This is a genomic window from Massilia sp. W12 (genome assembly GCF_037300705.1).
Taxonomy (GTDB): domain Bacteria; phylum Pseudomonadota; class Gammaproteobacteria; order Burkholderiales; family Burkholderiaceae_D; genus JACPVY01.
In genome coordinates, this window is the sequence record NZ_CP147776.1 from 969,352 (window position 1) to 988,758 (window position 19,407).

Below are 19,407 nucleotides of genomic sequence, written 5' to 3' on the forward strand. Positions count from 1 at the left end.
CAAAAAAAGCCCTTTTAAATCAACAACATGCCTAACTGTCTAACATGTCTAACCATTTTTGAGTAATTAAGCGGCCCCACGTATACGCGCGCATACGCATGCGGGCGCGCGCAAGGCAGGTTAGACAGTTGGACAAATGCCAAAAAAGTCTTATAAATCAATGATTTGCAATGTCTAACCTGTTAAATGGCAGGTTGGACAAGGTTGGACATCAGCCTTTTCCGGTGTCACCCGATCCCTGGCTGTCTGTCTGCGCATCCTCTTTCGGGCGCACATAGTAATAATCCCGGCTTGCGCCTGGCTTGTTTTTGCTTTCGCGCTCTTTTGGCCAACCCAATTGGCGCATGATGGCGCCAATGCGCATGGTTTCCGCTTTGTGCTGGGACAGCTTGGCGACCTCAAATTTCAGGCAATCCAGCAGGATATCTGCCGCCGTGACGCGGTTGCGCGCCGGCATGGGCATTTTGTCACCGCTGGCGCTAACACCATCGAGCCAATCGCGGATGATGGGCAGCCAGACATCCTGAATTTCCCGCGCCACCTGTTGCGGCACAATCAGGTTTTTTTCCTGTTCTCTGGTCGGATACCACTTCGTCCCGTTCAGATACATGTGAACCGCTTCGCCCAGCAGTGCGTCCCGATCCTGCCTTAAGCCTTGCAAGTCGATCTGCTTGACTTCGACCGGCCAGAATCGGCGGTTCCCGGTCGTATCTTTGAAATAGGCGTTTTCATTGGTTGTGGCGGCAAAAGCGGTGACTCGCAGATAATCCCGCGTGCGCCTTGCAAATGGTTCGCGGTAACGGTCTTTTTGACTCGACATGAACGCCTTGATGGCGTTCACCTCTGATTTGTTGAATTGTTCCAGTTCGGCGACTTCGTACAGCCAGACGCCACGGATGGCCATATAGCCATCTTTCGCCCCGATCTGAAACGGGGTGTCAGCAAACCACCGACCGCCCAATATTGATAAGGCGGTGGATTTGCCTTCACCCTGCGCGCCTTCAAAAACAGGTGCGTAGTCGAATTTTTCACCAGGTTGGAACACCCGCATAATCATACCGGTAAAAAACAGGCGGCTGATCAAGTGCGTGTATTCGTTGTCCTCTGTTCCCCAGTACGTTGGCAGCGCCCGTTCAACGCGCGGCACGCCATCCCACCTGTTTTTACAGTCTTCCAGATAATCCCGCACGGGATTAAATGCATGCTCATGCGCGGCCTGGCTCACGGCTTTTTCAATTTCCCCGATGGCGCCCACCACCATCCCATAAAACTGGGACATGAACACGCCAAGCTGGAAATCGTCATTACTGCCCCATTCATCACCCTTTTTCGAGCCAGTCCAGGGCGGATCACGCAACAGCACCTGCATATCTGAGAATTGATCATGCCCAACCAGGCCAGCCAGGGACGGATCACCCTGCAAAATGAACAGCACATTCTCGCGGCAGGCGCGCACCCCGCCATTTTGCGTTTTCAGCAGGCGCTCACGCAATTCATTCCGCACGGCCCGCGCGCCAGCGGGAGGAGGGGTAGAAGCCGGGGGCGCGCCGGCTGGCGCTGGCGGCGGCGCGGCTTGCACCAGCGCCGCCGCGCTCAGCTTAGGGCGCGGCGGCGCTGGCGCTGGCGCTGGCGCATCCAGCGGGATATAACTGGATAAGTCTGTCTCAGGTTCCGCCGTCGCTTGCACGCCGGCGGCTTGCATGATGTCCGCCACCCGCTGCGCGGCGGCGACATCGTAAAACCAGACCAGCACATCGTGCCCGACCAGCGCTTGCCAATCGGCTTTTGCCGCGCTCTCTATCCCGCCCGGCCAGGAAACGATATCGACATGCAGCGCCCAGGCGTGTTCACGGGCGCGCTGGGCGATGCTTTCGGACTCCAGCACCACCACCGGCAAACCTCTGAGGGGGCCGAGTTGATACAGTGGCCGGGGTTCCGGCCACATCATCCAGCGCCACGCCTGGCTGTCGCCATTTGTCGCGAAAACAAGCGGCAGGCGCTTTCCGTTTTCAAATCGGCAAATATAACCAAGCAAGCCCGCAGACGCGCCAAAGCGGCGGTATTCAAATTGCTGCACAACTTTCCCCAGCGTGCTGTGCGCATCGGGCGGCGGTGGCGCATTGTCCGGGACAGGCAGCAGCACTTGCCAGGGCGCCGCCGCTTCCCCCCCTTGCGCCGCTGGCGCAGGCGCGGTTTCCCCTTTGGCCGCTGGCGCTGGCGCGCGTTTGACAGGGACAGGCGGCGCAGGGCGGGCGGCGCTGGGGGCTTTGGCCGGATGTGCAAGCCGGGGATCACGCCAGCCGCCTTGTTTGGCCAGGTAGAAAATGCTCGCAGGCGTTGCAACCTTGTTGCCTGCGCGTTCCGCAAAGGTTCCCCAGCGTTTCGCATTACAGTCTCCCGCGCGATATTTTGACGAGCTGCTACTCCAGTACTCCCAGAGCGCCCGGCCCCGCTCTGATCCTGCTGTCGAATGATAGATCGCCGTGCCAATTTTAATCCAGGTGTCGTGCTCATCCGACGCGATATAGGGCAGGGCGGTTTCAATCCGGCGTAATAATTCCGCATCGGTTTCAGTGTAGGGGGCGGCGCTGGCGGGCGCTGGCGCGGCGCTGCGTTTTTTCGCGGCGTTGACGTGCTCTTGCAGGCGGCTTAAGGCTTCGTCGCTGATGTCCGGGCAACCTTCACCAGCGTAATAATTACCCGTCCACGTAAAAAACTGGCGCCCGCAGAAGACTTCCAAGCCGATCTTGTCGCTTTTGAAGGTTTGACACTGACCCGACATGAAGATATGCAGACCTGTGCCCGATGGGCTTTTTTCCGTGTAGCCGGGACACAGCGCCAACACTTCTTGCGCCAGCGCTGATACTTCCCCGGTGTCGGGGTCAAGGCATTTGTCAATGTCAATCCCGATCAGGCCATCACCTGGAAGAAATGCGAAGCCCAGCCCGATGTATTTCTCCTTGCCACCCTTCGCCAGCGCCGCTTGCGCCTCAGCCAGGGTAACGAGCTGGTCGCGGTCATTCGGTGTGCCTTGCGTTCCGTAACGCTTACGCCCGTTCGCGTAATACGGCACCTTCAGCGGTTTGCCGTCGGGTTTTTTCGGGTTCGACTCGAAACGCCACAGCAGCCACTGGGGCCGGGACGCGAGTGAGGGCGGGACGCGGGCGAAGTCTTCAAGGTTCATTTATCACGCATGGATGAATGAACATAAGAAACTGCAGATGTAAGGCTATCCTCACTTTGCAACCAGAGAAAATGGAGCAATGATATATATTTGGCTAGGCTTCCCTTTCCGCCCCGCTTCTTCAATTGAGAAACAGCAGCAGGAGAGACGCCGCACAGACGAGCTGTGTTGTTCACCCCGCCTAATTCTGCAATCATTTTTTCCATGTTTGTGAATCAGCCTTAACAATATTGGCTGAATTTAACAAGGTTAACAACCTTTGTCAATGGTTAGATTTCAAAGAAATTCCAATCGTGGTAGGATTTGTTAATTCGTAATAATTAGCCTGCCTATCATGAACGACACTTGGAATGACAGACTGAACTTGTTGCTCGACGAACGTAGCCACACAAGCCAGCGGGCTTTCGCCGATGCAATCGGAGTGTCGAACCCATCAGTGACTGGGTATAGATCCGGGGATACTAAAACTGTAGCGCACGACATTTTTTTACGGATTGCAAAGTATTTCTCAGTTTGCCCCCATTGGCTGGCTGGTGATGACTCACTTTGCAAGGATGGGGGAACCCCAGTTGCAAATGTTCACATTGATATTGCATCATTGATAGCAAAGCAAGCAAGTAAACAGCCTTCAAGCACTGTTTTGTTTGTTGCTATGCTGGATTTTTTTTCGTCCCTATCAAGTGAGCAACGAGAGTTTATTGAAGCCTATCTTTCTAGTTCTGATGTTGCTAGAACGATGGCATTGACACTACTTAAGGCGAATAAAGAGGGAGCGCGCGAATCAGAAACCAATCAACTGATTAGCGCTTTTGAAAAAATACAGAAGCAGGCGAAAAAATAAATCCGCCAATTTGAAGCGGATTTATTTGATGTGTCTAAAAAATCAATTATTTGGTTGCCTTTAAACTGCTAATAAAACGAAGTAATGCAACCTGCTCTTCCCCGCCTAAACCTTTGAATTCCTCTATATTCCGCAAGAACTCTTCATTATCTCGAATTTTCTTGGATATGAATAAGAGTAAAAATCCGACGAAAACCGCAAACATTACCCACATCGTTTTAAGCATGATCTCGCTGCGGTTTATCAATAACAAGTACGAGATGCTTAATATCCCCAGTGCTGCAAGTGACTCTCTCAAAAAGCCAAAAATAAGGTGGCCGATACAGGTTGCCGAAACATATGCAGTTGCAAAGAATATTGCACTGAGAGGGATGATGCGAGCGCTGTAGATAAATCGATACAATTCAGGAATGACATTTTTAGCATTCAGCAGGTAAGCGAATCCAATTAAACATTGGCATAACAAATCCACGATAGCTAAAAACAGCATGTGTCGCCGAAGGATAAGGTCTCGCTTCAGGCCATACGCCCATACAGCAATCACTATTGCAAAAAAACCTGAGAACGCAAAATATTCACCAGAGCTTTGATCCACTAATTTTAACTGGTGTAGTCCGACATACGAGAAAATCATTAATCCCGACAAAATCAATGCTGTCGCGATTCTGTCGTGCCATTTAGACATCATCATGCCCCCTCTACTCTATATACCTTCTTGTTAATTTTTTGGAGGCGGACCGTCACTTGCGCCTGGGTCTAACGACACATGATAGTGCTCACTGAGGAAGGCAGATGTGAACGATTGAGGTGCCACAGGTAAGACACCGCCCCCGTCTGTCGAAAAATTATATTCGTTAAAAATCCCTAAATCAAACATGCGTCACCCTCCAGAAGAAAAGAAAATTTGCACAAGTCGTTAAGCTGTGTTAAATTTGTTGAAAATTTAGGCTTGACTAACGGCGAGAGGCTGCGACATGTCTTATTACAGGCCCTTCATCAAAAGCAAGTTTTGGCGGGATCGGCGGCTCAGTACTACCGGCTTTAAAGCGAGGACGCGGCCCACCATCATTGCCAGGATCAGCAGCTAAGGCTGGATATGGGATTGCTATTGCCCAAAAAAAGGCAAGAGAAAGGATTGTGCGCATGGGAATGTCCTGCGGGCGGGAAATAAAAAGTCGATACGTGATTGTACCGATTGCATTTCCCCGCTGCAACCCTGAAGCACATTTAAAACCGGCACCTGTCAAGGTTGACAGGTGACAAAAAACAACAGTTATACGCAATTGGTTATATATAACCAGAAAAGGAAAACACCATGCAAGACCCAGCGCGCCATCCCCTCATCATGGACGAGGCTACGGCTGATGCAATACGTAAACAGTCAAGCTCAGCTGAATGCCTGGAGTGCCAACGCCGTCGATTAAATACGCTCGCGACGCAACGCGGAAAAACGCCGGCTCACCCGTTTCATATTTCACACCAGCAAACCGAAGAACATCGCCAGTTGTCGGCACCGCGCCGGCTGGCATTGGGGCTCGTACTGGCAGTGGCGCAGTTATGCCAGCGTGCCGAAGCATGGCTTCATCGTGAAAAAGAAGGTCAACCCATATAAGGCCTGTCATGTCATCCCTTTTCTGAAAAATTCAAAGTTGGAAAAGTGAAAAGTCTATCACGCAGGATTAACAGGAGAAACACCATGCAAGACATCAAAGATTATTTAACTACATGCGAAGAGCAATGGGATCGCAAGGGCCGCATTGCGCACGCATTTGCAACGTACTGGGGAGCCGCTGATACAGCGTACACGCGCCTGGTTTCACGCATTTTCTTTTGCAGCATGGTGATGCGGGCGCATCACCCCGGCGAACCCCTGCATTACGCGCCGGTGTTTATGGGCGGGCAAGGCGCAGGCAAATCGGAAGCACTGGCCATCTTGGGCGGCAAGTGGTTTTCAGATGCGCCGTTTAGCGTCGGCAAAAAAGAAGATGCTGGCCCGAGATTGAATCGCATTTGGCTGTATGAGATTGCTGAACTGGATATGTTCACGCGGGCCGAAATCGCGGCATTAAAAGCGATTATCTCATCCACAACCTACCACTACCGGGAGCGGCTTACGGCGCGCCGAGTGGCCGTTCCGCTCATCACATGCTTTGCATGCACCACATCTGACAACACCTTTTTCCATGACAGCACCAGCCACAGGCGCTTCTGGCCCGTGGCAGTGCAGCAGGTTGATCTTGACGCCCTGCGCCGTGATCGTGACATGTTGTTCGGCGAAGCCGTGCATATGTGGGAAAACGGCGCACTGTGGTTCCCGACTCGGGAAGAAGAACGGCACGTGCTCGCCCCGGCGCTGCATGCGGCTGATGTGCACTTTGAACAAAACAGACATCAGCTCTCAGGCGCCCACCTGCGCGGCGCGTGTGGTCAACTTTTTTCACCGGCGCAACTCGTCAATGGCGCCGATTAAGTCTTCTATTTGTGTTTCGATGGTTTGAGATAAGCGATTGATTGCCAGAACTTGCATCAGTCCAATCAGTTCCGGCAAGTGGTCTTTGATTTCAGTGACGCCGTATTTTTCTTTTAAGAGTTCCTCAGCTTCAAAGCGCTGTGCCTCTAATTTGAAATTGACTTCGGGTGTTCGCTTCTCTCTGGCCATGATGTCCCCTTTTGTTAAAACAAAAATGTAACACAGGAGAAGAACATGGAAAACACCAATCAAACAAATGCAGAGTGGTCAGCGCTGACATGCCTGTCCCTGGCGCAATTACAAGCTGCGCACGCTCAAGGCGTGCTGCATGCGATTTCTTGCTTTCCCCCACGTAAGGATTCAAAAAATGACTTCTTATACCCACTGTGGGAGGTTTTCGCAGATTTATTTGTCCCGGGCTACGATGGCGCGAAGTGTGTCCCTGTCACCCTTCAGCACTGCAATTCCCTGATGGACTTGCAGCGTACTTTCTCGGAAATGGGGTTTTCTAACCTTGAGTTTTCGATAAAGGGCTACAACACAGCAGAAAATCGCCACAGTACCGACGAATGTTATTTCCATGCTGAAATCCCCTGCCGCCAGCAGAACCCGTTTTGGCGCGCCGGATTTCAAGCCGCATGGATCAATGCTGCATCTGACGTCGCGAAGCCTATGACTGATGCGGAATTTGCAGCGTGGAACGCTGGTGTTGCCTTTGCCGAGGCGATGCAATGACGCCCCGCCTGAAAAGCTGGCTGATCAACGCTGTAATTATTACGGTCGCAATCCTCAGCTTTTACATGATGGCCGCCGGCGCGATTGATGCGGTAGCCGGGCCACCGTACCTGATTGCGTTTCAACCTAAATAAAAAAACCTTGAATGGTGACTTATGACAGTGAAGTCATGTACACATTGCGAGCACTTCCCGCATGCGTTCACATTTCCGCCGTATCCCTGCAAGCACGAGGCGGCGCAACGCATCAATCTTGTCAATGGCCAGCTTAGTTCGTTGGACTGTGAAGACGCGCGCAAACCAGGCGGCCCTTGCGGCATCACTGCAACCCTGTTTTCGCCGATGGAGAAAGTAAATCATGCCTAAAACCAGAAAACCGCGCCGCGATGCGCACCGCGCTGCGATCAACGCCAAGCGCGGCATGGGTGGATTATTTTTATTGCAACGCCGCCAGCCCACAGACCCCGACCGTGCCCGAGCGATGAAAATCGCCAATCACCTGGCGCTGGCCAATATGACCAGCGCGGCCAATCCAACAGAATCGGATTGGGCAAATGTGGGCGGCGCGCTCAACTTCGGGCAAGTGTTGGCGGAAATGGGACACATTGACGGAAATCCTGATGCTGTCGCGATTTTTCAGCGCGCATTGCAAGCTGCGCATGCCTGCCAGATGCGGGCGGCAACTGGCGCTGCCTGGCGCTTTTATGGCCCCGAGCTGCACGCAATTAATGAAGCAATGACGCTGCATGATGCGCAGATTGATGCGTGTTGTCAGCGTGATTTTGATCTGGCTGACGCGGAAATTTTGCGCCGCTTCCAGGCTGGCAACACGTTTGAAAACCTGCAGCCGCTGCAGGCTGCATGATGGGGGAATTAACCATGCATGATGAGAATATTGCTCTTAAGTGCGCCCTGCGCCGGCAAGCACATCAGGCCCACAGCGACAATCTGAACTGGATTGAGCAAGCCAGCACTAAACATGCCCTCAGTGCGCATGCTGGCGTCATTGCAAAACTGAGCGCGGTTGGCGTGCAGGTGGATCTGGATAAATTCGAGCTTGACAAAAAAGAACCCATGAAAGCGCGCTATGCGTTGCGTAATCCTGATAGCCAAAGCGCGCAAGCTGCTGCAATTGAATGTCTGCTGCAGGCTGGCTTTAAAGTGATGCGGCTTTCCGGGACAGAAAGCGCACCGCAAAGATTTGTGCTGTGTATGCGGGCGCCGGATGATCCGGTTATTACGCTGCCTGTCACACTGGATTGCAGCGCTGGATAAAACAATGCGACTTGATTTGCACGCATTGCTTGCATCAAGCGCCGCCCGTGCAGCGCTGACGCATGACGATGGCCGGCCTATGAGCGCCCGAGAAAGCGCCGCTGTGCTGCGCGCCTGGCTGCAGGGCGGCGCAGAGCTTGTGCAAATCACGCCACCCACACAAAGCCCCATGCCGCGCGTTTCTGGCAAGTTGGCAAGTGAGTTTTTAACATTTTTGGAATGCAAACATGACTAAGCCAAATTCATTCAGGAAGATGATTGACGATAAGACGATGCGCCGCGCAAATGCACAGCAAATCGAGTTGCATAATATTTTCGTCGAACCGGGCTTTAATCCAGAGGGCCGGATTTTAAATGATGAAGAAGACATGTCACTCATGCAGCATATTGCTGACGGTGGATCTTATCCCCCCTTGGAAGTTCGCCCCCGCGCAGAAGGCGGGGTATGGATTGTTGACGGACATCGCCGCCGGCATGCAATTCAACAGGCATTAGATAAGGGCTTATTGCCACGTAATGAAAACGGTTCTGTTTGGGTGCATGTTGCGCTGTTTGAAGGCAACGATGTTGATCGTGTTTTGCGCATCGCCACAAGCAGCGAAGGGCGGAAATTAACGCCAATTCAACAGGCAGAAATTTACAAGCGGCTGTCTAAATGGTTGACGCTGGAAGAAATCGCAAAAAAGACGCATAAATCAGAAGCCCACATCCGGCAAATGCAGATGCTTGCAAACGCCAATCACGACGTGCAAAACATGGTTAAAGCAGGCGAAGTATCAGCGACTGAAGCTGTACGAGTGGTGCGAGAACATGGCGAAAATGCGGGACACATTTTGCAAGAAGCTAAAGCGCATGTCAAAGATTCAAAAAATGGCCGCATCACTGCTGCTGCCGTTAAAAAAGCAGCACCACCACCGCCGGCTGCGCCTGCGCAGGCAAAAGCATCTGAGCAACAGCCGTCAGTACCTGCGGCCAAGCAGAGCATTACTGACGCGGACAGATTGGCGGCGCTGGAAGCCGCCATCCGTGACGCAAGCAACCAAGAGCACAGTATCCGCATTGCAAAGTGCCATGGGGAACAGACGCTTGTTTTGCGCCTTGGCCAGACTGACAAGTTTATTCATGGCGCAACACTGAAAAAGGTAGCAGATCAACTGATCAAAGGGCAATTCACAGACCTGGAAACTGAGGGTGACGATGATAAAACAGGCGATTTATTCGACGCTGCCGAGGTGAAGGAATCAGCATGAACGACGATATGAACGACGATATTACCGCCATGCTATTAGCCATAGCAGAACCTGAGACAGATGAAGAATGGACCGCAATGCTCGCTGGCGCTGCTGCTGACTGTGAAAACCTGCAGGCGCTGTTGATTGCGTCAGAAAAAAAGCTCGCTGAAGCGAATGAAAAGCTCGCAAAACTGGAAAGTGCGGCATCTGCAGTCATTGATGGGATTGGCCCTGTTTTCTGGCATCACGCAAATGAAAATATGGATGAATCACTGGCCGCGCTTAAGCGGTTTGCGAATGATTACGTCCGTTGGACGGAAGACCATACCGGCATGGCGCTGGTTTTTCCAGATGCTGGGTGCACATGGGTGTATCTCGATGGTCAGCCGGAAGCAGGACTGATGCATTAAAAAGGCGGCCCTATGTCGATCAATTTAAGCGAGCAGGAAATTCGGGATCTGACGCAAAAGATTCAGCGGAAGGCGCAAGCGCGGGAGTTGCGCGCATTGGGCATTCCCTATAGCGCCCGTTTAGATGGGTCGCTGGTAGTGCTGAAAGAGAATTTACCGATTGTGCATGCTGGCGCCGGACGCGCTGCGCTTGATCCTGCAAGCCCGAATTGGGGGGCCATGTGAGAAAGCGCAACAGCGAAAATAAAGGACTGCCCGCGCGCTGGCGCTGGCGCGGCAAGTCTCTGTATTATCAAGTTCCGCCTGCTGAGCGGGCGTTTTTTGACGATAAAGTCGAGTTTCGACTCGGTGAAAGCCTGTCTGAAGCGATGCAGACTTTTGCCCAGCGCCGGCGGGCAGCGGAAAACGCTGGGGCGATTTTGCCGAGGCAAAAAATCCTGACCGTGGCGGATCTGTTGAATCGTTATGAGCAGGAAGTTATTCCACTCAAATCGCTGGCCACACAGCGTCAAAACCGTAGCGCAATTAAGCGCCCGCGCAATGTGTTTGGCAGCATGGCTATTTCCGCGCTACAGCCTATGCATATTTATGAATATTTCGACCGGGCAGGCGGCACGACTGGCGCCTCAAGGGAGATTGAAATCATTTCCCATGCCTATACAAAAGCTGTCGAATGGGGAATCGTGGCGCGGAATCCGTTTATTGGCCAAGTACGCCTGAAAAAGGCGCCAGGGCGGGACCGTTATGTCGAAGACTGGGAAATCGCCGAGTGTCTGAGCATTACGCCGCCCCGGAAGCATGGCGGGATCGCTATGCTGCAGTGTTATATCCGATTAAAGCTACTGACAGGCTTGCGCCAGGGGGACTTATTACGCCTGCAGGTGGATCAGTTGCGCGACGATGGGATTTATGTGAAGCCGCAAAAGACCGCGCATTCGTCTGGCCGCGCTATCGTGATTATCTGGACTGATGAGCTGCGCGCGGTTGTGCGCGATGCGCTGGAAGCGCGGCCACGTAAGTTTTCTGACTTCGTTTTTTGCAATCTGCAGGGGAAGTCCTATTACAACCCGGAAACTGCCCGCGCCGGCGGCTTTGAATCGCTGTGGCGGGATTTTATGACCCGTGTGCTGGCGGAGACATCGGTAACGGTTCCGTTCACGGAGAACGATTTACGGGCGAAGGCGGCATCCGATGCTGACAACGTGCAGCACGCCAGCGCCCTGCTGGCGCATTCCAATACGCAGACAACGCAACGGTTTTATCGACGGAAGCCGGAAGAGGTGAAGCCGGTTGTGAGGAAGGGGAAGAATGGTGGCGGATGACTTTAAATTTACGCTGTACAACAAAGATTCCTGCCATATCGCTTCGTTGGCCGACCCATCATTAATTGACCAGTCTGGATTGCTTTTACAGTGCGGGGATACACTGAAACAAGGAGATCTATTTACATACCTTGGCCGGGCTGTGCATAGCAAAAAAAGCGCGGGCTTTGCGACGATATCCCTTAACCCCGGCTGGGTGCAGCGATACGAAGGGCGGATCAAGGCGCCGCTTAATTTCCTCACTGCGGAATTTGCACTCTTTACAGCGTGGCACTTTTCCGGGAAGAGCGCACTTGATGGGTTTCCTGGCCGTCATCCCTTTAATTATTTGGCCTATGCCATCATCAACCGGCGCAACCTGCATTTTACTAATGCCGGTTGCGCCGGGCGCGTGATTGAAACAGCCAAGATTGTCCGGCATTTCCGATCTGATTTTGATCGCCGGCGCTGTTCAGCCAGGCTACAGCCTGGCTGCGGCCCGCCAGGGCCGCATTACTTGGTTTTGTTCTCGCCGGCTTGCCGGCGCTGGATATTGCAAACTCCCTGTTCCCCTCATTTCCGGCTGCGCGCGCAAGCGGGAAGGTCGATTTTTTGCCTCAGCGCCGGTGGCCGACAGCCAGGTCAAGCGCCGGTGGCCGACAGCTAGGTCAAGCGCCGGTGGCCGACAGCCAGGTCAAGCGCCGGTGGCCGACAGCTAGGTCAAGCGCCGGCGCCAACAGCCCTTTTCCCGCTGCGCGCGCAAGCCGGAAGGTCGATTTTTTTGCAAAAGGAATTTGAAACCATGAACAGAAAAGCCGTGAAACATTCAGTTGTATCACGGCTTTTCAATAGGCAGACCGGGTGCGGATAGGAAATTGCCAAAAATAAAGCCGCTCAAAGGCGGCTTTATTTCCTGTAAAATCAACAGCTTATGTTCTGGCGGAGAAGGGGGGATTCGAACCCCCGATAGGCTATTAACCTATACACGCTTTCCAGGCGTGCGACTTAAACCACTCATCCACCTCTCCAGTTTTTTCGTAACGTTTTGCGTTGCGAGAAGCTAAGCATTATAGGCCATTTTTGAAAAAAGGGAAGATGTTCCAGCAAATTTCTGCAAATTTTTTTTGAATTTGTTGGAAGCTGGCTTCATTGCCCGCCGGCAGCATCCCGTTTGGGCTGGCTTGCCGCTTGCATCTGGGCCGGGGTGGCTTGCGCCGCCAGGCTTTGTCGGCTCAGATCGACTTCCGCCAGCCGGGTTGAGTTGCGGGTGGTGATGCAGGCGCCGCCGGCGACCAGCATGCTCAAAACAACAAACAGGGCGCCGGCGCGGTGCAGGGTGTTGAAAGCGGACATTGCGGTTCTCCTGAAAAAAACAAGCTTACACTGCGCGCGTGAGTTTTTCGACTTTATAGCCGAGTTCAGTGTCTGACAGCTTGACCAGTTTGACAATCGCCATGGTGCAGTTATCGCCATTGCCCTTGGCGCGCTCCTGCGCTTTTTCAATCAGCATTTCTGCGGCCTGACGCGGACTTTTGAGTGCGACTGCCGCCGCCAGCTCATTGTCGGCAAAATGCCGCCACAAACCGTCAGAACACAGCAAAAACGCATCGCCGGCTTGCAGCGCTTCATTTTTGCCATAGGTGATAAAGGGATTTTTCAGGGTGTTGCCCAAGGCATTCATGAGCAGGGCCGAGCGCCGGTGATTTTTCGCCGCTTCGCGCGAAATGCGCCCGTCCGCGCACAAGGCTTCAATATAGGCTTCATCGTTGCTGCGCTCAGTGCATTGTTTGCCATGAAAGCAATAAATCCGCGAGTCGCCGATATGCAGCCAATACGCCTGGCCTTGCGGGGTGACCAGCAACACCACGAAGGTGGAATGCGGTTCGCTTTGGCTTTCGCCTTCGGGACGCAGGCTGATGCGGTTGAGTTTGATCATGGTGTGCGCTTCATCCACCATGGATTCCAATAACTCACGGATTTTGACCCGCTCCGGGTTCCAGGCTTCAAACAGGCTGCGCGCAGTCAGCAAGGCTTGATCCGCCGCCAATTTGCCGCCGGCGTGTCCGCTCATGCCGTCCGCCAGCACCGCCAGCAGATATCCGGGCGCTGTGGCGGAAGTAAATAAGCCGGTGCGGTCCAGTTGTTCAGGACGGTTGCCTATGTGCTGTGCGGTTCCGGCTTCTATCTTGTATGTGATCTTGTATTGGCTCATGGGTCTGGCTGGATTAAACTATGCTCTGCAAACGCATTCAAGCTCAGTGTTCAGCTTAGCGCGCGCGACACAGCTTGCCAATGCTTTTGCCGATTTGTTGCATTTTGGTGTGCGGAATTGCTCTAAATGCAACAATTATACGCGAATTGCTTGGTTTCCCGGCAGCAAGATAAAGTGGTATGCCGCAACAGACTTCCGTCTCTGGACGACATCATGACTGATATTAAAGACATACAAAACCGTATCATTGAATTGGAAGTGGAGCATCGTGATCTCGATAGCGTGATCGACAGCTTAAGCCGTGAGGGACACCGCGATGAATTGCAGTTGCGCCGTTTGAAAAAGCGCCGCCTGCAGTTAAAAGACTATATCACCTTGCTGAAAATGCAATTGGTGCCGGATATTCCGGCCTGATGTGTAAGCAGCTTTTCTTCCTGATTCATAATCCGTGCGCCGCCAGCGGCGCGCATGACCCCGATTGCAGCGTATCTCATCTTGACTGATTCCACTCCACCAGCGGCGCCTGCGCCCACTGAATCTGATTTGCCGCTTGACTTCGCTGCGCCGCCCGAAGGGGTGCATGATGCGCAAGTTGAGCAGATTTTTTCCGCCGACGGCCCGCTGGGCGGTGCGGTGGGGCGCTTTTCCCCGCGCGCGTCGCAAACTGAAATGGCGAAGGCGATTGCGCAAGCCATCGCCAGTCAACGCACTTTGCTGGCTGAGGCCGGCACTGGCACCGGCAAAACCTTCGCCTATCTGGTTCCGGCCCTGTTATGGGGCGGCAAGGTGATTGTTTCGACCGGCACCAAAAACTTGCAAGACCAGTTATTTTTGCGCGACATTCCCACCGTGCGCAAAGCGCTCAAGGCCCCGGTTTCGATCGCCTTGCTCAAAGGACGCGCGAATTATCTCTGTCACTATCATCTGGAGCGGGTGAAAGAAAACGGGCGTTTGACTTCGCGTGAAGACGCCGGTTATTTACGCGATATTGCGCGTTTTGCCAAAACCACCAAAAGCGGCGACAAGGCTGAGCTGGCGCGGGTGCCGGAAAACGCGCTGGTCTGGAATCTGGTCACTTCCACGCGCGACAATTGCTTGGGGACGCAGTGCCAATACCATCAGGATTGTTTTGTGATGAAGGCGCGCAAAGAAGCGCAGCAGGCGGATGTGGTGGTGGTGAATCATCATTTGTTTTTTGCTGATCTGGCCTTAAAAGAAAGCGGCGTCAGCGAATTGCTGCCGGTCGCCAATACGGTGATTTTTGACGAGGCGCATCAATTGCCGGAAGTCGCCACGCTGTTTTTTGGCGAAACCGTATCCACTTCGCAAATTATTGAACTCTGCCGCGACAGCATTGCAGAGGGTTTGACGCATGCCAGCGATGCCTGTAAATGGCAGCAAACCCTGGCTCCGCTGGAAAAAGCTGCGCGTGATTTACGTTTGAGCGTCGGGCTGGATACGCTGCGTATGTCTGTCACGCAATTGGCGCCTTCATCAGATTTCTTTCCGGCTTTGCAAACCCTGCGCGATGAATTGGATAAGGTGCTGGGCTTATTGGAGTCGCAGGCTGAGCGCGCGGAAACCTTAGCCCAATGCCGCGACCGTGCGGTTGAGCTGGATGAGCGGCTGGCGAAATGGCAGAAAGAAAGCCAGCGCGCGATTACCGCCGGCAGCGCGAATGCCGCTGTAGCGGACGAGGCGCAGGAAGGCGAGGCGGTGTTGTGGATTGAAGCTTTCACCAGCTCGCTGCAAATGCATAAAAGCCCCTTGTCGGTGGCTCCGATTTTTTCCAAAACCCGCGCCGGCATTCCACGCGCCTGGATTTTCACCTCCGCCACGATGGCGGTGAAAAATGATTTCCGCCATTTTGCCGCCCAACTCGGACTGTCCCAGGAAGAGGCGCGGGTGTGGCCCAGTCCGTTTGATTATGGCAATCAGGGCTTGCTGTATGTGCCGACCGGCTTACCGGAGCCGCATCAAATGTATTACACCGATGCGGTGATTGACGCCGCGCTGCCGGTGATCGGCGCAGCGGGCGGGCGCTGCTTCTTTTTATGCACCACCTTGCGCGCGGTCAAGCGCACCGCTGAGCGCCTGCATGAGGAGTTTGCGCGTCAGGGTTGGGATTTTCCGCTGTTCGTGCAAGGCGATGCGGGACGGACTGAATTATTGGATCGCTTCCGCGCGTCCGGCAACGGGGTCTTGATCGGCAGCCAGAGTTTTTGGGAAGGGGTGGATGTGCGCGGCGAAGCGCTGTCGCTGGTTATCATCGACAAATTGCCGTTTGCGCCGCCGGATGATCCGGTGTTAGCCGCGCGCATCGAGGTGATGGAGAAAAAAGGCTTGAATGGCTTTATGCATCATCAATTGCCGGAAGCGATTATCAATTTGAAGCAGGGCGCGGGGCGCTTGATCCGCGACCAGGATGATCGCGGCGTGTTGATGATTTGTGATCCGCGCATTATCAGCAAACCATATGGCCGGCGCATTTGGCAAAGCCTGCCGCCGTTTAAGCGCAGTCGTGAATTGCCGGTGGTGCAGGAATTTTTCCGCCAGTTGGGACAGACGAATAAACCAGATCAGGAGCCGGAATGAAACAGGCAATTTGGCTGGGCATGCTGCTTTTTGCCTGCAGTGCGCAGGCGCAGCCGATCAGCGTGACAGACGACGCCGGACGTCAGGTGCAAATCGCGCAACCGGCGCAGCGCATCATTTCACTGGCGCCGCATGCCACGGAATTGGTGTTTGCCGCCGGCGGCGGCAAGAAGCTGGTGGGGGTGGTGAGTTACAGCGATTTTCCCGAGGAAGCCAAGCGCATTCAAAACATCGGCGACAACCGGCAATGGGATATGGAACGCATCATTGCTTTGAAGCCGGATCTGCTGGTGGTGTGGCAGCATGGCAATGCCGAGCGCCAGGTGGAGGAGTTGCGCCGCCTTAAAATTCCGCTGTATTACAGTCAGCCGAAAACGATGGCGGAGATTGCCGACAGCCTGGAAAAATTGGGGCAGTTAATCGGCACTTCCGGCGCGGCGCGTGAGGCTGCACGCCAATTCCGCACAGAGCTGGCGCAATTGCAAAAGCAATATGCCGGCAAGCGTCCCTTGCGCATGTTTTATCAAGTCTGGGACAAACCGTTGTACACCTTGAATGGGCAGCATATTGTCAGCGACGCGATGCGCTTATGCGGCGCGCAAAACATCTTTCATCAATTATCCGTGCTGGCCCCGGCAGTGAGCACAGAAGCAGTGTTGAAAGAAAACCCGGATGTGATTATCACCGGCGACCAGGGGGAGCAAAGCACCGGCGGCATCAAGATCTGGCGGCAATACAGTGCGCTGCAAGCGGTCAAGAGCGGGAATTTGTATGAAATTGACGGCGCTTTGCTGTCGCGCGCCGGCCCGCGCATGCTGCAAGGCGCACGCCAGCTGTGCCAGGCCCTGGAGCAGGCGCGCGCCAGGCAGGCCAAGCCATGAGCGCGCCGCTCTACCGCCGCATCGCCGCGCTTTCCACCGAGGCGGTGGAGACCCTGTATTTGCTGGATGCGCAGGATTGCCTGGCCGGGATTTCCGGCTATACCGTGCGTCCGTCCCGGGCGCGGGCGGAAAAGCCCAAGATCAGCGGCTTTTCCTCGGCGCAGCTGGAGCGCATTTTGCAGGTGCAGCCGGATTTGGTGATTGCGTTTTCTGATATGCAGGCGGATTTGACGCGCGATTTGATTCGCGCCGGGCAAACTGTGCTGACCTTTAATCAGCGTGATATCGCCGGCATTTACCGCATGATCGCCAGTCTCGGCGCCCTGGTCGATAAGCGCAGTGAAGCGGCGCAATTGGTGGCCGATTTGCAGCAGCAGGTGGCGCAGGCGGTCAGCCGTGCGCAGGGCTGGACGCGCCGCCCGCTGGTGTATGTTGAGGAATGGGATCAGCCGATTATCACCGGCATTGGCTGGATTGCGGAAATGGTGGAATTGGCTGGCGGGCGTTATGCTTTTCCTGAGCATGCCGCCGCGCCCGACGCCAAGAGCCGGATTTTGGCCGATGGCGATCCGGTCTTGCAACGCGCGCCGGATATTGTGATTGCTTCCTGGTGCGGCAAGAAATTCCGTCCAGAGCAATTATGCGCCCGTCCCGGTTGGCAGGATATGCCGGCGGTGCGCAATCAGATGGTGTTTGAAATCAAATCGCCGGATTTGCTTTCACCCGGCCCGGCAGCCATCACGCATGGACTGGCGCAAATCAGCGACATCATCGCCCGTTGGCAGGAGGCGCAATGAATCCCTTACCCTGGCGCACCCTGATGGTGCAAGGCACGACTTCAGATGCCGGTAAATCGACTGTGGTGGCGGCTTTATGCCGTCTGGCGATGCGCGCAGGGGTGCGGGTGGCTCCGTTCAAGCCGCAAAACATGGCTTTGAACAGCGCAGTGACGGAAGATGGCGGCGAGATCGGGCGCGCCCAGGCGCTGCAGGCGCAGGCCGCAGGTCTGGCCCCGCACACGGATATGAATCCGGTCTTGCTCAAACCCTCTTCCGACACCGGGGCGCAAGTGGTGGTGCATGGCAAAGTGCGCGCCGATATGCAGGCGCGCGACTATGATTTGTATAAAACCGTGGCCATGCAGGCGGTGCGCGAATCGCATGCGCGCTTATTGCAGCGCTATGAATTGGTCATGGTGGAAGGGGCGGGCAGTCCGGCGGAGGTGAATTTGCGCGCGCGCGATATCGCCAATATGGGCTTTGCCGAAGATGCGGATTGCCCGGTGATTCTGGTGGCGGATATTGATCGCGGTGGCGTGTTCGCCCACTTTATCGGCACCCTGGCTTGCTTATCCGAAAGCGAGCAAAAGCGCATCATCGGTTTTGTGATCAACCGTTTTCGCGGCGACATCAGTCTGCTCACGCCTGGCATCGAATGGCTGGAGCAAAAAACCGGCAAGCCGGTGCTGGCGGTGTTGCCCTATCTGCATGGCTTGCAATTGGATGCCGAGGATGCGATTCAAAACGCGCAGCAGGACGGTGCAAAAACATTCCGCATTGTTGTTCCGGTTTTCCCGCGCATCTCAAATCACACTGATTTTGATGCTTTGCGCGCCCATCCCGGTGTGGATTTGCAATTCATCGGCCCGCAGCAAAACATTCCGCCGGCGGATTTGATTATTCTGCCGGGCAGTAAAAACACGCGCGCCGATTTGGAATGGTTGCGCGCCCAGGGTTGGGACGCGGCAATTCAGCGCCATTTGCGCTATGGCGGCAAAGTGATCGGGATTTGCGGCGGTATGCAGATGTTGGGGCGCAGTATTGCCGACCCGCAGGGTTTGGAAGGGGCGCCGGGCAGCAGCGCCGGCCTGGGTTTGCTCGAACTCGTTACCGTCTTGCAAGGCGAAAAAACCTTGCGCCGCATGCAGGGCGTATGCGCCTGGCCGCAAGCGCAGGCGGCGCCGGTAGCGGGCTATGAGATTCATCTCGGCGCCTCCACCGGCGCGGCGCTGATGCAGCCGGCGTTTCATTTGCACAGCCTGGATGGAGCGCAGACCTTGCAAGATGGCGCGATTTCATCCGATGGCGCGATCCTGGGCAGTTATTTGCATGGTTTGTTTGATTTGCCGCAAGCCAGCAACGCCTTATTGGCCTGGGCCGGCTTGCAATCTCAACAGGCGCCGGATTTGAACCAATTGCGTGAGCAGAGTATTGAGCGGCTGGCGCAAGCCTGCGCCCCGCTCTGGGATGCATTGTTGCGCTTGCGCAACTGA

Annotated in this window: 23 protein-coding genes and 1 tRNA gene; 17 read left to right on the forward strand and 7 right to left on the reverse strand. The window is 54.6% G+C overall.

Going from position 1 to position 19,407, the window contains the following annotated elements; translation table 11 throughout:
* Positions 1-211: 211 nt before the first annotated feature.
* Positions 212-3,184: a VapE domain-containing protein gene (locus V8J88_RS03920; RefSeq protein ID WP_338847919.1), complete on the reverse strand. Its 2,973-nt coding sequence runs from the start codon at positions 3,182-3,184 to the stop codon at positions 212-214.
* Positions 3,181-3,390, reverse strand: coding sequence for a hypothetical protein (locus V8J88_RS03925; RefSeq protein WP_338847920.1), 210 nt, complete (start codon positions 3,388-3,390; stop codon positions 3,181-3,183). The genes V8J88_RS03920 and V8J88_RS03925 overlap by 4 nt, the downstream gene beginning before the upstream one ends.
* Before the next feature lie 128 nt (positions 3,391-3,518).
* On the opposite strand from V8J88_RS03925, the gene V8J88_RS03930 reads away from it, so the two are divergent.
* Positions 3,519-4,025, forward strand: coding sequence for a hypothetical protein (locus tag V8J88_RS03930; protein ID WP_338847922.1), 507 nt, complete (start codon positions 3,519-3,521; stop codon positions 4,023-4,025).
* A 46-nt stretch (positions 4,026-4,071) separates the two neighbouring features.
* On the opposite strand, the gene V8J88_RS03935 is transcribed toward V8J88_RS03930, so the two are convergent.
* A complete protein-coding gene (locus V8J88_RS03935; protein ID WP_338847923.1) occupies positions 4,072-4,716 on the reverse strand; it encodes a hypothetical protein in 645 nt (214 codons plus the stop codon).
* A 624-nt stretch (positions 4,717-5,340) separates the two neighbouring features.
* Here V8J88_RS03935 and V8J88_RS03940 point away from each other — a divergent pair.
* The gene (locus V8J88_RS03940; protein ID WP_338847925.1) at positions 5,341-5,637 is read left to right on the forward strand and encodes a hypothetical protein; all 297 of its coding nucleotides are present in this window, start codon (positions 5,341-5,343) and stop codon (positions 5,635-5,637) included.
* A gap of 84 nt (positions 5,638-5,721) precedes the next feature.
* Entirely contained in the window at positions 5,722-6,495 is a 774-nt protein-coding gene (locus tag V8J88_RS03945) for a VapE domain-containing protein (RefSeq protein WP_338847926.1), read from the forward strand.
* Here the strand turns inward: V8J88_RS03945 and V8J88_RS03950 are convergent.
* On the reverse strand, positions 6,463-6,684 hold the full coding sequence (locus V8J88_RS03950; protein ID WP_338847927.1) for a hypothetical protein: 222 nt from the start codon (positions 6,682-6,684) through the stop codon (positions 6,463-6,465). The genes V8J88_RS03945 and V8J88_RS03950 overlap by 33 nt on opposite strands.
* Before the next feature lie 45 nt (positions 6,685-6,729).
* Here V8J88_RS03950 and V8J88_RS03955 point away from each other — a divergent pair, with 45 nt between their 5' ends.
* From V8J88_RS03955 to V8J88_RS03995, 9 genes are all read left to right on the forward strand, one after another.
* Positions 6,730-7,230 carry a hypothetical protein gene (locus V8J88_RS03955; protein ID WP_338847928.1) on the forward strand — a complete coding sequence of 167 codons (501 nt, stop codon included), beginning with the start codon at positions 6,730-6,732 and terminating at the stop codon, positions 7,228-7,230.
* The gene (locus V8J88_RS03960) at positions 7,227-7,364 is read left to right on the forward strand and encodes a hypothetical protein (RefSeq protein WP_338847929.1); all 138 of its coding nucleotides are present in this window, start codon (positions 7,227-7,229) and stop codon (positions 7,362-7,364) included. Before V8J88_RS03955 ends, V8J88_RS03960 begins: the two co-directional genes overlap by 4 nt.
* A gap of 223 nt (positions 7,365-7,587) precedes the next feature.
* Positions 7,588-8,094, forward strand: a complete 507-nt coding sequence (locus V8J88_RS03965) for a hypothetical protein (protein WP_338847930.1) — start codon at positions 7,588-7,590, stop codon at positions 8,092-8,094.
* Positions 8,091-8,504 (forward strand): hypothetical protein, encoded by a 414-nt coding sequence (locus V8J88_RS03970; protein ID WP_338847932.1) that lies wholly within the window; start codon positions 8,091-8,093, stop codon positions 8,502-8,504. The genes V8J88_RS03965 and V8J88_RS03970 overlap by 4 nt, the downstream gene beginning before the upstream one ends.
* Positions 8,505-8,731: 227 nt before the next feature.
* Positions 8,732-9,754, forward strand: a complete 1,023-nt coding sequence (locus V8J88_RS03975) for a hypothetical protein (protein WP_338847933.1) — start codon at positions 8,732-8,734, stop codon at positions 9,752-9,754.
* A complete protein-coding gene (locus V8J88_RS03980; protein ID WP_338847935.1) occupies positions 9,751-10,146 on the forward strand; it encodes a hypothetical protein in 396 nt (131 codons plus the stop codon). Before V8J88_RS03975 ends, V8J88_RS03980 begins: the two co-directional genes overlap by 4 nt.
* 12 nt (positions 10,147-10,158) lie before the next feature.
* Complete coding sequence (locus V8J88_RS03985) at positions 10,159-10,371, forward strand: DUF4224 domain-containing protein (RefSeq protein WP_338847937.1); 213 nt, start codon at positions 10,159-10,161, stop codon at positions 10,369-10,371.
* Positions 10,368-11,468, forward strand: a complete 1,101-nt coding sequence (locus V8J88_RS03990) for a tyrosine-type recombinase/integrase (RefSeq protein WP_338847938.1) — start codon at positions 10,368-10,370, stop codon at positions 11,466-11,468. Before V8J88_RS03985 ends, V8J88_RS03990 begins: the two co-directional genes overlap by 4 nt.
* Positions 11,455-12,114: a hypothetical protein gene (locus V8J88_RS03995; protein WP_338847939.1), complete on the forward strand. Its 660-nt coding sequence runs from the start codon at positions 11,455-11,457 to the stop codon at positions 12,112-12,114. Before V8J88_RS03990 ends, V8J88_RS03995 begins: the two co-directional genes overlap by 14 nt.
* 270 nt (positions 12,115-12,384) lie before the next feature.
* On the opposite strand, the gene V8J88_RS04000 is transcribed toward V8J88_RS03995, so the two are convergent.
* The 3 genes from V8J88_RS04000 to V8J88_RS04010 all read right to left on the reverse strand — a co-directional run bounded on the left by V8J88_RS04000 (position 12,385) and on the right by V8J88_RS04010 (position 13,659).
* Positions 12,385-12,475, reverse strand: a tRNA-Ser gene (locus V8J88_RS04000).
* A gap of 118 nt (positions 12,476-12,593) precedes the next feature.
* Positions 12,594-12,800, reverse strand: coding sequence for a hypothetical protein (locus V8J88_RS04005; RefSeq protein ID WP_338847940.1), 207 nt, complete (start codon positions 12,798-12,800; stop codon positions 12,594-12,596).
* Positions 12,801-12,825: 25 nt separating this feature from the next.
* Positions 12,826-13,659: a protein phosphatase 2C domain-containing protein gene (locus tag V8J88_RS04010; protein ID WP_338847941.1), complete on the reverse strand. Its 834-nt coding sequence runs from the start codon at positions 13,657-13,659 to the stop codon at positions 12,826-12,828.
* 213 nt (positions 13,660-13,872) lie between these two features.
* Between V8J88_RS04010 and V8J88_RS04015 the strand changes: the two genes are divergently transcribed.
* From V8J88_RS04015 to V8J88_RS04035, 5 genes are read left to right on the forward strand one after another with little or no spacing between them, the layout of a single operon-like run.
* On the forward strand, positions 13,873-14,073 hold the full coding sequence (locus V8J88_RS04015) for a YdcH family protein (RefSeq protein WP_338847942.1): 201 nt from the start codon (positions 13,873-13,875) through the stop codon (positions 14,071-14,073).
* A 54-nt stretch (positions 14,074-14,127) separates the two neighbouring features.
* A complete protein-coding gene (locus tag V8J88_RS04020; RefSeq protein WP_338847943.1) occupies positions 14,128-16,254 on the forward strand; it encodes an ATP-dependent DNA helicase in 2,127 nt (708 codons plus the stop codon).
* Positions 16,251-17,135: a cobalamin-binding protein gene (locus V8J88_RS04025; protein ID WP_338847945.1), complete on the forward strand. Its 885-nt coding sequence runs from the start codon at positions 16,251-16,253 to the stop codon at positions 17,133-17,135. Before V8J88_RS04020 ends, V8J88_RS04025 begins: the two co-directional genes overlap by 4 nt.
* The gene (locus V8J88_RS04030) at positions 17,132-17,932 is read left to right on the forward strand and encodes an ABC transporter substrate-binding protein (protein WP_338847946.1); all 801 of its coding nucleotides are present in this window, start codon (positions 17,132-17,134) and stop codon (positions 17,930-17,932) included. The genes V8J88_RS04025 and V8J88_RS04030 overlap by 4 nt, the downstream gene beginning before the upstream one ends.
* Positions 17,929-19,407 (forward strand): cobyric acid synthase, encoded by a 1,479-nt coding sequence (locus tag V8J88_RS04035; protein WP_338847947.1) that lies wholly within the window; start codon positions 17,929-17,931, stop codon positions 19,405-19,407. Before V8J88_RS04030 ends, V8J88_RS04035 begins: the two co-directional genes overlap by 4 nt.